This is a genomic window from Halomonas sp. G15, assembly GCF_021282295.1.
In the GTDB taxonomy this organism is placed as follows: Bacteria; Pseudomonadota; Gammaproteobacteria; order Pseudomonadales; family Halomonadaceae; genus Halomonas; species Halomonas alimentaria.
This window is the reverse complement of record NZ_JAJSPA010000006.1, coordinates 108,821-122,154: the sequence shown is the minus strand read 5'-3', so window position 1 is coordinate 122,154 and position 13,334 is coordinate 108,821. Positions and strand designations below refer to the sequence as shown.

Here is a 13,334-nt window from a genome sequence, read left to right as displayed (position 1 = left end):
CCCTTGCCCCTTGCCCCTTGCCGCTCAGCCCAGCGTATAGCAGGGCTCGTACTCGCCGGAGAGCTTCATCCGTCCCTGGGCCACGAAGGAGTCGAGCAGCGCGTCCAGGCGTGCCATCAGCTCTGGCTCGGCGCTGAGTCGGAAGGGGCCGTTGGCCTTGATCGCACGGATGCCGTGCTCCTTGACGTTGCCGGCGACAATCCCGGAAAAGGCGCGGCGCAGGTTGGCTGCCAGCTCATGTACTGGCTGGTCGCGATCGAGCGTCAACCCCGCCATGGCCTCGTGGGTAGGCTCGAAGGGGGCCTGGAAGGGGCGGTCGATGGTCAGTCGCCAGTTGAAATAGAAGGCATCCTGGCGCGCGCGGCGATACTCGGCCACCTCGTCGATCCCCTTGCGCATGGTGCGCGCCACCTCGGTGGGGTCATCGATGATGATGCGGTAGCGGCGACGTGCCTCGTCGCCGAGGGTATATGTCAGGAACTCGTCGATGCGCTCGAAATACGCCGCACTGCTGGCCGGGCCGGTGAATATCACCGGCAGCGCCATGTCGGCGTTGTCCGGGTGCAACAGGATCCCCAGCAGGTAAAGGATCTCCTCGGCGGTGCCCACGCCGCCGGGGAAGACGATGATACCGTGGCCGAGGCGCACGAAGGCCTCCAGGCGCTTCTCGATATCCGGCATCACCACCAGCTCGTTGACGATGGGGTTGGGTGCCTCGGCGGCGATGATGCCGGGCTCCGAGACCCCCAGGTAGCGGCCCTGATGGCGGCGCTGCTTGGCATGGGCGACGTTGGCCCCCTTCATCGGCCCCTTCATGGCACCGGGGCCGCAACCGGTGCAGATGTCCAGCTCGCGTAGCCCCAGGTGGTAGCCCACGTCCTTGCTGTAGTCGTACTCCTCCCGGGAGATGGAGTGGCCACCCCAGCACACCACCAGGCTGGGGTCGACACCCGGTTTCAAAGTGCCGGCCTTGCGCAGGATATGGAACACCGCATTGGTGGTGCCCTCACCGGTGGTCAGGTCGAAGCGCTGGTGGCCCTGGATCTCGTTGTAGACGTAGACGATATCGCGCAGCACCGCGGAGAGATGCTCGCGGATGCCACGGATCATCTTGCCGTCGACGAAGGCCTCGGCCGGGGCGTTGGTGAGCTTCAGGCGAATGCCGCGGTCCTGGGGCACTACCTCGATATCGAAGTCGGCATAGGCTTCCATCAGCGCCAGGCCGTCGTCGGTGGGTGAGCCGCAGTTGAGCACCGCCAGGGCGCAGCAGCGCAGTAGGTCGTGCAGGCCGGCCCGAGAGGTGTCGTGAAGGCGCGCGACCTCGTGCTGGGAGAGAATCTCGAGGCTGCCTTCCGGCGAGATGGTGCTGGAGATGGTGTCGGGCATGCTGGCGTCCTTGTCGTGCGGAAAAGTGCCCCGTGATGCTATCACGCCGCCTGCGGCGGCGGTGATAGAATCCACCTTCCTGGGTTATCGCAGTTGGCCATGTGGCTACAGCGAAAGGCGCCGGGGACAGGTCGTAGAGGGGGCCTGTCGCCGGGAAAGCCTTGAGCAGTATTGCCTGCTGCGATGGCTCTGCTCCCATCTGTTATGTGGCATGCCATGTTCAATGCGCTCTACTTTCGTACCTTCATCACCCTGGTCGAGACCGGCAGCTTCACCCAGACCGCCCATCGACTGGAGATGACCCAGCCAGGGGTCAGCCAGCATGTGCGCAAGCTGGAGCGCTACCTGGACAAGCCCTTGCTGGAGCGTCACGGTCGACGCTTCACCCTGACCGAGGCTGGCCGGCGGGTGTATGACTACGCCCTCAAGCTGTTCGCCGAGCACGAGCAGTTCCGCCACTCGCTGGACGCCGACTCCACCTATTCGGGTGACTGTCGACTGGCCTCGCCGGGTAGCGTCGGCACCATGCTTTATCCCTTCCTGCTCGGCCAGCAGCAGATGTATCCGGGGCTGACGGTGAGCTACAGCTTCGCTTTCAATCAGGAGATCTCCCAGGATGTGCTGGCGGGGCGCTATGACCTTGGCATCGTCACCGAGCCCATGCGCCATCCCGACCTGGAAGTCACCCCCTGGCATCGCGAACCGCTGTGCCTGGTGGTGCCGGCGGACTTTACCGGTACCGGGCTGGCCGATCTGATGGGGATCGGCTTCATCAGCTACTTCGACGGCCTGAACCACGCCAGTGCGCTGCTGCGCGGCAACTTTCCCAGGGAGTTTCGTTCCATGAGCCACTTTCGCCGCCAGGGCTTCACCAACGAGGTGGGCATGGTGCTGGATGCCGTGGCCCGCGGCCTGGGGTTCACGGTGGTATCGCGGCCGGTGCTGGAGACCTCGCCCTGGCAGCGTCAGGTCAAGGCGATGGAACTGCCCGTGGCCGTTCACGAGACGCTGTATCACGTGACTCGGACGGGCAGCGAGATGCCGCGGCGCTATGTGCGCCTGCTGGAGGACTTCCGCGAGCAACGGCGCATGGCACTGCACGGTTACGGCGACCCCACCGAGGTGGGATCGTCGCTCTAGCGCCTCCTGTCCAGCGACGCCTGCCCCCGAACGCGACAGGGCCCCGCCATGGCGGGGCCCTGTCATATCGTGATGTCGCCGAAGCGAGCGTCAGTCACGATACTCGTCGATGCTCGGGCATGAGCAGATCAACTGGCGGTCGCCGAAGACGTTGTCAACGCGATTGACCGCCGGCCAGTACTTGGCCGCCTTGACCGCGTCGCTGGGGAAGGCGCCGAGTTCGCGGGAGTAGGGGCGCTCCCAGGCCTCATCCATCAGGTCGGCCATGGTATGCGGTGCCTTGACCAGCGGGTTGTTGTCGGCGGGCCACTCACCGGCTTCGACGCGGGCGATCTCCTTGCGGATACTGATCATGGCGTCGCAGAAGCGGTTGATCTCGTAGAGCGACTCCGACTCGGTGGGCTCGATCATCAGCGTGCCGGGCACCGGGAAGGACATGGTGGGGGCGTGGAAGCCGTAGTCCATCAGACGCTTGGCGATATCCTCCTCGCTGATCCCCGAGGCCGCCTTGAGCGGGCGAATATCGATGATGCACTCGTGGGCCACGGTGCCATTCTCGCCCTTGTAGAGCACCGGGTAGTGCTCGCCCAGGCGCTTGGCGATGTAGTTGGCGTTGAGGATGGCAAGCTCGGTCGCCTCGCGCAGGCCGCGGGCGCCCATCATCTTGATATAGGCCCAGGAGATCGGCAGGATCGAGGCGCTGCCAAAGGCCGCCGCCGCCACGGCGCCGCACTCGGCGTTGACGCCGTCGATGGGCGTGACCACGTGGTTGGAGACGAAGGGCGCCAGATGCGCCTTGACGCCGATGGGCCCCATGCCCGGGCCGCCGCCACCATGGGGAATACAGAACGTCTTGTGCAGGTTGAGGTGGCTGACGTCGCCGCCGAAGTCGCCGGGGCGCGAGAGGCCCACCTGGGCGTTCATGTTGGCGCCATCGACGTAGACCTGGCCACCGTGGGTGTGGACGATCTCGCATACCTCGCGAACCCCGGCCTCGAAGACGCCGTGGGTGGAGGGGTAGGTGATCATGATCGCCGCGAGGGCATCACCGTGCTTCTCGGCCTTGGCGCGCAGGTCATCGACGTCGATATTGCCGTCGGCGTCGCACTCCACCACCACGACCTTCATGCCGACCATGGCCGCCGAGGCAGGGTTGGTGCCGTGGGCGGAGCTGGGGATCAGGCAGACATCGCGATGCCCCTCGCCGATGGAGGCCTGATAGCGGCGAATGGCCACCAGCCCGGCGTACTCGCCCTGGGCACCGGAGTTGGGCTGCATGGAGATATGGTCGTAGCCGGTGATCTCCACAAGGAACGCCGAAAGCTCGTCGATCATCTGCTTGTAGCCGGCCACCTGGTCGCGGGGCACGAAGGGGTGCACCTCGGCGAACTCCGGCCAGGTGATCGGAATCATCTCGCTGGTGGCATTGAGCTTCATGGTGCATGAGCCCAGCGGAATCATGGCGTGGGCCAGCGACAGGTCCTTGTTCTCCAGGCGCTTGAGGTAGCGCAGCATCTCGGTCTCGCTGCGGTAGCGCGTGAAGGTAGGGTGGGTCAGGAAGTCACTGTCGCGACGGCAGGCGGCGGGGATGCCGCTCGCACCCTCGGCCACCGCACGCTCGTCCAGCTCGCGCACCGAGAGACCGTGCTCCTCGCCGAGCAGCACGTCGAACAGCACGTCGAGGTCATGGGCGGTGGTGGTCTCGTCCAGGGCGATGCCGACATCACCGTTGTCGAAGTAGCGGACGTTGATCTCGTGGGTCAGCGCTCGGCCATGGATCTTGCCGGCATCGATACCGGTCAGGCGCAGGGTGTCGAACCAGCTGTCGTGGACCAGGGTGATACCCTTCTGCTGCAGGCCCAGCGCCAGCAGGGTGGTGAGGCGGTGGATGCGACCGGCGATGGTACGCAGCCCCTCGGCGCCATGGTAGACGGCATAGAAGCCGGCGATATTGGCCAGCAGTGCCTGGGCGGTGCAGATGTTGGAGGTGGCTTTCTCGCGACGGATGTGCTGCTCGCGCGTCTGCATCGCCATGCGCAGGGCCTGGCCGTCACGGCTGTCCTTCGAGACGCCGATGATGCGACCCGGGATCGAGCGCTTGAGTTTGTCTGTGGTGGCGAAGAAGGCGGCATGCGGACCGCCGAAGCCCATGGGCACGCCGAAGCGCTGGGTGGAGCCGACCACCATATCGGCGCCCAGGGCGCCGGGCTCCTTCAGCAGCACCAGGCCCATGATGTCGGCCGCCACGCAGGTCATTATGCCGCGCTCCCGGGCCGTCTCGAGCAGTGGTGCCAGGTCGCGCACCCGCCCGCTCTCGCCGGGGTACTGGAGCAGGGCGCCGAAGGCCTCCACCTCGGTGAGCTGTTCCGCCGGTGCCACCACCAGCTCGAAGCCGAAGTAGGCGGCACGGGTACGCACCACGTCCAGGGTCTGGGCCAGGACATCGTCAGCAACGAAGAAGACATCGCTCTTGATCTTCTTGTTGGAGCGCTTGCACAACGCCATGGCCTCGGCAGCGGCGGTGGCCTCATCGAGCAGCGAGGCGTTGGCCAGCTCCATGCCGGTCAGGTCCATGACTACCTGCTGGAAGTTGAGCAGGCCCTCCAGGCGGCCCTGGGAGATCTCGGGCTGGTAGGGCGTATAAGCGGTATACCAGCCGGGATTTTCCAGCACGTTGCGCTGGATCACCGTGGGCAGGTGGGTGCCGTGGTAGCCCTGGCCCAGATAGCTCTTGAAGGGGCGGTTCTGGGCAGCCAGACGCTGCAGGTAGCTCAGCGCCTCGGCCTCGCTCCTGGGCGGGTCGAGGTCGAGCTCACGGTCCAGGCGGATATCGGCGGGCACGGTGCGTTCGATCAGGGTGTCCAGGCTCGGCATGTCGAGCTCGGCGAGCATGGCCTTCACCTCCTGCTCGCGAGGTCCATTGTGGCGTTGGATGAAGGCATCATGAGCGGCCAGGTCGGCCAGGCGGCGGTTGTCGAGAGCCATGTAACACCCTATCGATGAAATTGAGGCCGGTCGCCAAGGGGGCGGCACGGCGAATCGTCGGGACCCCGACCCGAGGGTCGGGGCCATCCAGATAGACGCAGCGGGTTCAGTCGTCGGCGCTGGCTACGGCCTCATAGCCGTCGGCGTCGAGCAGGTCGTCGAGCTGAGTGGCATCCTCGAGGCGCACCTTCATGATCCAGCCATCCTCATAGGGTGACTCGTTCAGCGTCTCGGGCGCATCTTCCAGCGCCTCGTTGACTTCGATGACCTCGCCGGCCACCGGTGCGTAGAGGTCGGAGGCGGCCTTGACCGACTCCACAACGCCGAACTCTTCCTTGAGCTCGAGGGTACGGCCGACCTCGGGCAGTTCGACGAATACCACATCACCCAGGGACTCCTGGGCGTGGTCGCTGATGCCGATGGTCACGGTACCGTCGCCGTTGTCGAGGACCCACTCGTGGCTTTCGGCATAACGCAGATTGGCAGGAATAGAGCTCATCGAAATTTCCTATAAGAAAAGTTTTTCCAGGCAGGACGAATGCTACCGCCATTAGCGGCGTTTGGCGAGTCCCTCACCGTGAGTCTGACCCGCCGGGCGGGGGCTCGCCATTCAGGGTGGCCCGTCGCGGCGCATCCGTCCAGCCTGGCTGACCCAGCAGCGAGCGCTAAAGCTGCCGTCCGGCGGGCTTGGCGGGGTGAAACGGGCAGCTCGATCCTGCCGCCTGCGCAGGTGGGTACGCCCAGACGACGCCGAGCGCCTGTCGGTCTATGCTGACAGGCGGTACGCTGTGCGAGTGGGTCTGCAGGTTTCTGATCGGAAACTTGTGCCTGACGTGCGACGGCCGGTGTTGAATCTGCGTCGTTCGTCTAGGTGGTGTCGTGGCCATAGAATCCGCTATGTTACGCGGGCTTGTGCTGTGGTTTGCGCGCCTGTAAAGCCATATCCCGGTGGATCATACGCTGTAGTGGCGGCAGTCGACCCTGGCGGCCACGGGGGGTGCCGGGAGCGTTAAACTTCAGCGCACAACAATAATCGCTTAGGGAGATTCACGTGGAAACCTTGAACAGTATATTCGGCGCCATCAACGGCGTGGTGTGGGGGCCATTGATGCTCATCCTGTTGCTCGGGGTGGGTATCTATCTGCAGGCCGGCCTCAAGCTGATGCCGATCCGGAAGCTTGGCACCGGCTTCAAGCTGATGTGGCAAGGGCGCGATCGCAAACTGGCACCCGGCGAGACCAAGACCAAGGAGCAAGAGGGCGAGATCTCTCCCTTCAACGCCCTGATGACGGCGCTCTCCGCCACCATCGGTACCGGCAACATCGCCGGCGTGGCCACCGCCATCGCCCTGGGTGGTCCCGGTGCGGTGTTCTGGATGTGGATCACGGCGCTGGTGGGCATGGCCACCAAGTTCTCCGAGGCCGTGCTGGCGGTGCGTTACCGCGAGACGGACAGCACCGGCTATCATGTCGGCGGCCCGATGTTCTACATCAAGAACGGCCTGGGCCGTAAGTGGCTGTGGCTCGCCGGCGCCTTCGCCTTCTTCGGTGCCGTGGCGGCCTTCGGTATCGGCAACACCGTGCAGTCCAACTCCGTGGCGGATGCCCTGAACTCCACCTTCGGCCTGCCGCACTGGATCACCGGGGTGGTGATCATGGTGCTGGCCGGGGCGGTCATCCTCGGCGGCATCAAGCGTATCGCCAAGGTGGCGGGCAAGCTGGTGCCGATCATGGGCATCCTCTACGTGCTGGCCGGCCTGGTCGTGCTGGCCATCAATGCCGGCCAGATCGGCGACGCCTTCGGCATGATCTTCTACTACGCCTTCAACCCCCACGCCGCCATGGGCGGTTTCGCCGGTGCGGCGGTGATGGCGGCGATCCGCTTCGGTGTCGCCCGTGGCGTCTTCTCCAACGAGGCAGGCCTGGGCAGCGCGCCCATCGCCCACGCCGCGGCGCAGACCAAGAACCCGGTTCGCCAGGGCCTGATCGCCATGCTGGGTACCTTCATCGATACCATCATCGTCTGCTCCATCACCGCCCTGGTGATCCTGACGGCCGGTGTCTGGGAAACCGGTGAGGCGGGCGCATCGCTCACCGCGCTCTCCTTCGATGAGGCGCTGCCGGGCATGGGCAACCAGATCGTCTCGCTGGCGTTGGCGGTATTCGCCTTCACCACCATCCTGGGCTGGTCCTTCTATGGTGAGAAGTGCTTCCAGTTCCTGTTCGGCACCCGTTCGATCATGCTCTACCGGGTGCTGTTCGTGCTGGCAATCCCGCTGGGTGCCATGGCCCAGCTGGGCTTCATCTGGCTGATGGCGGATACCTTCAATGCCATGATGGCCATTCCCAACCTGATCGCCCTGGCCCTGTTGTCGCCGGTGGTGTTCAAGCTGGCACGCGCCTACTTCAACGGCGAGGAAGTGCTGCCGGGCGAGGAGCTGGACCACGACAAGTCGTGAGGCCACGCTTGCCATGACGGCCGAAGAGGCGCCCCACGGGGCGCCTCTTCGCGTATCGGGGCACCATAATGGTGGCATGAAGCAGCATCGTTCATGGGATTGGCGATGCCCGGAATTATATACCGTTATCTCTATCGATCATCATGATTTGCTCGAGAGGCCTGAGTTGGGCAGGACCTGTTCAGCACGCGGACATCACCAGTCGAAAGGTCAGGCTGATGCGAACTCCCGGCAGGCGGCGTGGCAGCAGGGCATGCTGCAGTCGCCGCTGCACGCCCGGCCCCATCACCAGCAGGCTGCCGTGGGGCAGCCAGACATTGAAGGCCGGGGCCTCGCGGCGCTTCCAGCGAAAGCGCAACGGGCGCTCGGCGCCCAGGCTGACCGCGGCGATCAGCGGGTCGTCGCCGAGTTCGGGTTCGTCATCGCTGTGCCAGCCCATGCGCTCCTCGCCGCTGGCGTAGCGGTTGAGCAGGACGCTGTTGAAGCGGGCATCGATACCGGCGGCGGCCAGCGCGCTGATCACCCGATCGCGGAGATCAGCCACGGCGGGATGCCAGGGATCGGGGAGGAACTCACGGCCGGAGTAGCGATAGCTCGCCTCGGGGGTCCCCATCCAGACCTGGTGGCGCGGGATGGGGTGTTCACGACCATAGAGCCGCAGGGAAGGCTGCTGCCAGGCGAGCTCGGTATCCAGGGCAGAGAGCAGCGCACTGGCATCGGGCTCCTCCAGCAGGGGATCCATGAGCCACAACGGCGGGTCGGCAAGCAGGGTCTCGATCGGCATGCTCCAAGGATGCCATGGGACGCCTCAGCCGACGAGGGCCAGGCTGCCCCACGCAAACAGCAGCCCGATCAGGCCTCCGGCCAGCACGTCACTGGCGTAGTGCAGGCCGAGTCCCACCCGGGATAGGGCGATCAGTATTACCAGCGGCACCAGCCAGGGGGCCAGCCAGGGCTGGTGGCTTGCGGTCAGGGTCAGGAACATTACGGCATGCATGGTGTGGCCGCTGGGGAAGCTGTAGCGGTCCCGGGCCGGCGCCTGCCGGCTGACGTTGCCAACGAAGGTGATGAAGGGTCGTTCGCGACACAACCGCGTCTTGAGCAACCGGTAGACGCCGATCGCGATCAGGGCGGTCAGGGTGTACTGGAGCAGATATTGCCAGCCTTTCTCTGGTTGCAGCAGGGGCTGGACAACGATCAGCACCACCCATGCCGGCCAGTCGCCCAGGTGACTGGCCATGCGCAGGGTGGTCAGCCAGGGCCGATAGAGGTTGAAGCGGGCCAGGCGTCGGCAGAGTTGCCATTCGAGCATGTCGAGGCGTTCAAACACGGCAGGCGCGTGCGGTCGCATGGCGGTTCTCCCGGGCATCTTCGAGGGTGGAGAGGAAGGTGTCGGTGATAGCGGACCAGGTGTAGTCGAGGGCCCGGGTGCGGGCGGCTCGGCCCAGCCGTGCCCAGCGGGCGGGGTGCTGACAGAGCGCCACAGCGGCGTCACGGAAGCCCGCCTCGTCGCCGGCAGCCAGCGAGAGGCCAGTGTGTCCGTCGTCGATCAGTTCGGCACCGGCGGCGTGACGAAAGGCGATCACTCCCAGGCCACTGGCCATGGCCTCCAGCAGCACGTTGCCCCAGGTCTCCGACAGGGAGGGGAACAGGAAGAGGTCGGCGCTGGCGTAATGTCGGGCCAGCGCCTCGGGCGATACGAATCCGGTGAAGTGGGCTTCGGGCAGGCTGCGTTCCAGGGAGCGCCGGGAGGGGCCGTCGCCGACGACGACCAGGCGCAGTCCGGGGTGGGCGGCGCGCATGGCGCGGAAGCTGTCGCGCAGCAGGTCGAGGTTCTTTTCCGGGGCCAGCCGGCCCACATGCAGTGCCACCGGGGTGTGCGGGCCCGCGCCCCAGCGGCGGCGCAGGGCCTCGTCGCGGTGTCCCGGGGAAAAGCGAGTACCATCGATCCCCCGAGCCATGCAGCGAAGCCCCTGGAAGCCGCGTTGCCTCAGGTCATCGCGTTGAGCGTGGGTCGGCACCAGGGTCGCGGCGCAGCGGTTGTGAAAGGTGCGCAGGCGCGCTTCCACCAGCGGTGCCAGCCAGGGGATGCCGTAGTCCCGGCAGTAGTGGTCGAAATTGGTGTGCCAGCCTGCGACCAGGGGCAGGCCGAGACGGCGTGCGGCTCGCTGTGCAGACCAGCCAAGTGGCCCCTGGGTGGCCAGGTAGACCACATCGGGTGGCGTCTCGCGCCACCACCTGGCGATACGTCGTGTGGCGGGAAGCCCGAAGCGCACCTGGCGATAACCGGGCACGGCCAGCCCCGGTACCTGAAGCTCACTCGCCATCCTCGCAGCGGAACCAGGCACCCTGGGTCGCGGGCGTATCAGCTGCAGGTGATGGCCGCGGGCGAGTAGTTCGCCGCTCAGCTGTGCCAGGGTATGGGCGACGCCGTTGACCTCGGGCGTCCAGGTCTCGCTGACCAGACAGATGCGCATCACCATCCTCGTTGCAGGCGGGCTTGCGCCCGGTTGTCTCAAGGATGGTGGTTGCGGATGACAGGACGGCGACAGGCTGGTTAAGCGGGCATGTCAGCGTAGCACGCCGCGAGGATTCACCGGCTTGCCCCCGTGGCGCAGGTCGAACAGCAGGTCGTGGCGCTCGGTGGCGTTGCTGTACCCCACCTCGCAGAGTGCCTCACCGCGCGCCACTGCCTGGCCATTCTCCACCAGCAGTCGCTCACAGAGCGCATAGACGCTCTGCAGGTTGTCGGGGTGGTGGACGATCACCACCTTGCCGAGCTGGCGCATGCTGCCGGCATAGCGTACCTCGCCGGCCGCCACGGCCTTGGCCTGAGCGCCTGCGTCGGTGGCCAGCAGCATCGGCTGCAGGGTGCCTCGGCTGTCGGTGCCGTAGGGTCGCACGATGCGATAATCGTCCAGCGGCCAGGGCCAGCGGCGCGCCGAGCTCGGCAGGTTGCCGGGATCCGGCAGGCTGGCGCGGCGGGGCGAGGATGGGGCACTCGCGCCGGCACCGTTGCCGCTCGCCGAGCTCGGGGCGGTGCGGGAGCCTCCCGAGGCCAGGGGAACACTGATCAGCTGGCCCACCGCTAGGCGGGTAGGGGCGACCCCGGGGTTGGCGGCCTGTACTCGCGAGGCTTCCGTGCGAAAGCGACGGGCGATGCTCGAGTAGGTGTCCCCGGGACGCACCTGGTAGCGGTAGGGCCCCCGGTAGGGGGCGCGTTCACGCTGGGTCGGCATCAGCAGGCGCTGGCCCACCGCCAGACGCCTGGCGTCGACGTCGGGATTGAAGCGCTGCAGGCGCTCCAGGGGAACGCCGCCGCGCTGTGCCAGTTCACCCAGGGTGTCGCCTCGCTGCACGATGACCCAACCACCGATGCGGGATGCCTCGGCCGCATCCCGTGTGGTCCTCTCCGACGGCTGCGAGGCGCAGCCGGTCAGCATCAGCAGCAGGACGATCAGAAGCGCGAGAGCCGATCGTCCTTTTGGTGCCAAAGCGCATTGATCCATGTGTGGAAGCGTTCCTTGTCGCTGGCGTTATCCTGGTAGTTGCCACCCGGCATCCAGTCCTCGACCGGCAGGAGGCGGGTGTGCATGACGATGCGTTCCTCGCGCCCGCACAGGTACCCCCAGAAGGTGGGGCGCGGATTGTCGTAGTGGAGGGTGACATCGAGGATCCCGGCAAGCTGGTCGCCGAGCAGGTTGAGGACCTGGGCAACGCCACCGGCGCGTGGCTTCAGCAACTGCCGATAGGGCGAGTCCTGGGCGGCATGCTTGGCCGGGGTGAAACGGGTACCCTCCACGAAATTGAAGATGGCGATAGGCATCTCCCGGGCGCGTTGGCACATGCGCTCCGTGGCCTGCTGGTCGCGCCGGGCGAGGTGCGGGTGGCGGGCACGCTGCGCGGCGGTCATGCGGCGCATGAAGGGGAACTCCAGTGCCCACCAGGCCAGGCCCACGATGGGGATCCAGATCAGCTGTCGCTTGAGGAAGAAGCGGGGCATGGGGATGCGCCGGTGCAGGGCGAAGAACAGCACGAAGATGTCGGTCCAGCTGCGGTGGTTGGAGAGCACCAGCCAGCCGTGCTGGCGCGAGAGTCCTTCGGGCAGTTCGATCTCCAGCCGCGGCTTCAGCCAGTGCCGCATCCACCAGAGGTTCAGCCCGATCCAGTTGAGGGCAATGGCATTGAGCACCCTGAGCACCGCCAGGCGCAGGCGATGGCCCGGCGTGATCAGCTTGACCACCGTCATCAGCAGCAGGGGAAGGCCCCACAGCAGGGTGGTCAGGGTGAGCAGCAGCAGGCTGACGATGCCCCTGAGGGTCGACATGCCGATCTCCATGGGTGGCCTGTGGAATGTCGGCAATGCTAAAGGATCCCCCGACGCCTGCCCAGCGCCTGCGACCAACGCCCGCGGTCTATCGACCGGTGAGATTCCCGGAGGCGGGGCCCTGGGTCTCGACGATCACCTCCTTCAGGGCCAGGGCCGCGGTGGAGAGCTCGCCATGGGTGAGGATGCCCACGTCACGCTGTATGACGGGGGCCTCCAGTGTCAGGCAGCGCGCGCCGAGCTCCTCCATCTGGCCACGGCACAGCGAGGGCACTGCGCTGACTCCCAGTCCGCTGGCTACCATGCGGCCCACCGTGGCCAGCTGGTGGCTCTCGAAGGCGCCGGGCAGTGCCATGCCTTCCGCTTCCAGCTGCTGCTCCAGCAGGCGGCGCACCATGGAGGGGCGCTGCAGGGCGATGAAGTCGTGGGTGAGCAACATCTCCCAGCGCAGCGAAGCGTGCCCGGCCAGCAGTGAGTGAGGCGGCACCACGGCGACGAACCGGTCGCTGAACAGGGGCGTGAAGGTAAGGCTGCCCACGGCCTCGGGCTCGAAGGCGATGCCCAGCTCCACCTGGCCGTTGCGCACCATCTCGATCACCTGCTCGTTGATCACGTCGTGCACGGTGACATTGATGCGTGGGTAACGCTGTCGAAACGCCATCAGCGCTGGAGGCAGCAGGTTCCCGGCGAAGGAAGGCATGGCGGCCACCCCGAGCCGGCCCATCTGCAGGGTGAAGCGCTGGTGCATCAGCTCCTCGGTGTTGTCCCACTCGGCCAGCAGCCGCTTGGCCAGCGGGACCAGCGATTCGCCTTCGGGTGTCAGCCGTACGCTGCGTGTGCTGCGCGTCAGCAGGCGTCCGCCCAGGCTCTCCTCGAGCCCCTTGATCGCCAGGCTAAGCGCAGGCTGGGAAAGGTGCAGGCGCTCGCAGGCCTGGGTAAAGCTCAGGGCGCTGGCCACGGCGAGGAAGGCGCGAAGCTGCTTGACGGTCATGATGGTTACCGGAAGTGGATATGCGACCAAGGTTTAATTTATGAAGT

Annotated in this window: 11 protein-coding genes; 2 read left to right on the top strand and 9 right to left on the bottom strand. The window is 66.2% G+C overall.

Going from position 1 to position 13,334, the window contains the following annotated elements; all coding sequences use genetic code 11:
• Positions 1-24 precede the first annotated feature (24 nt).
• A complete protein-coding gene (ppnN, locus tag LWH48_RS05160; RefSeq protein WP_269816102.1) occupies positions 25-1,386 on the bottom strand; it encodes a nucleotide 5'-monophosphate nucleosidase PpnN in 1,362 nt (453 codons plus the stop codon).
• Positions 1,387-1,602: 216 nt separating this feature from the next.
• Here ppnN and LWH48_RS05155 point away from each other — a divergent pair, with 216 nt between their 5' ends.
• The gene (locus tag LWH48_RS05155; RefSeq protein WP_232911710.1) at positions 1,603-2,526 is read left to right on the top strand and encodes a LysR family transcriptional regulator; all 924 of its coding nucleotides are present in this window, start codon (positions 1,603-1,605) and stop codon (positions 2,524-2,526) included.
• A 90-nt stretch (positions 2,527-2,616) separates the two neighbouring features.
• On the opposite strand, the gene gcvP is transcribed toward LWH48_RS05155, so the two are convergent.
• Both gcvP and gcvH read right to left on the bottom strand, forming a co-directional pair.
• Positions 2,617-5,511 carry an aminomethyl-transferring glycine dehydrogenase gene (gene gcvP, locus LWH48_RS05150; RefSeq protein WP_232911709.1) on the bottom strand — a complete coding sequence of 965 codons (2,895 nt, stop codon included), beginning with the start codon at positions 5,509-5,511 and terminating at the stop codon, positions 2,617-2,619.
• 106 nt (positions 5,512-5,617) lie between these two features.
• Entirely contained in the window at positions 5,618-6,010 is a 393-nt protein-coding gene (gcvH, locus tag LWH48_RS05145) for a glycine cleavage system protein GcvH (RefSeq protein WP_161432197.1), read from the bottom strand.
• A 552-nt stretch (positions 6,011-6,562) separates the two neighbouring features.
• Here gcvH and LWH48_RS05140 point away from each other — a divergent pair.
• Entirely contained in the window at positions 6,563-7,969 is a 1,407-nt protein-coding gene (locus tag LWH48_RS05140; protein ID WP_161432196.1) for an alanine/glycine:cation symporter family protein, read from the top strand.
• A 181-nt stretch (positions 7,970-8,150) separates the two neighbouring features.
• Here LWH48_RS05140 and LWH48_RS05135 read toward each other — a convergent pair whose 3' ends face one another.
• The 6 genes from LWH48_RS05135 to LWH48_RS05110 form a co-directional block, all read right to left on the bottom strand.
• Entirely contained in the window at positions 8,151-8,753 is a 603-nt protein-coding gene (locus LWH48_RS05135; protein ID WP_232911708.1) for an alpha-ketoglutarate-dependent dioxygenase AlkB family protein, read from the bottom strand.
• A 24-nt stretch (positions 8,754-8,777) separates the two neighbouring features.
• A complete protein-coding gene (locus tag LWH48_RS05130) occupies positions 8,778-9,320 on the bottom strand; it encodes a phosphatase PAP2 family protein (RefSeq protein ID WP_232911706.1) in 543 nt (180 codons plus the stop codon).
• On the bottom strand, positions 9,292-10,446 hold the full coding sequence (locus LWH48_RS05125) for a glycosyltransferase family 4 protein (protein ID WP_232911704.1): 1,155 nt from the start codon (positions 10,444-10,446) through the stop codon (positions 9,292-9,294). The genes LWH48_RS05130 and LWH48_RS05125 overlap by 29 nt, the downstream gene beginning before the upstream one ends.
• Before the next feature lie 93 nt (positions 10,447-10,539).
• Positions 10,540-11,478 carry a M23 family metallopeptidase gene (locus LWH48_RS05120; protein ID WP_232911702.1) on the bottom strand — a complete coding sequence of 313 codons (939 nt, stop codon included), beginning with the start codon at positions 11,476-11,478 and terminating at the stop codon, positions 10,540-10,542.
• Positions 11,427-12,296 carry an acyltransferase gene (locus LWH48_RS05115; protein ID WP_232911700.1) on the bottom strand — a complete coding sequence of 290 codons (870 nt, stop codon included), beginning with the start codon at positions 12,294-12,296 and terminating at the stop codon, positions 11,427-11,429. The genes LWH48_RS05120 and LWH48_RS05115 overlap by 52 nt, the downstream gene beginning before the upstream one ends.
• 88 nt (positions 12,297-12,384) lie before the next feature.
• Entirely contained in the window at positions 12,385-13,287 is a 903-nt protein-coding gene (locus LWH48_RS05110; protein WP_232911698.1) for a LysR substrate-binding domain-containing protein, read from the bottom strand.
• Positions 13,288-13,334: the final 47 nt, after the last annotated feature.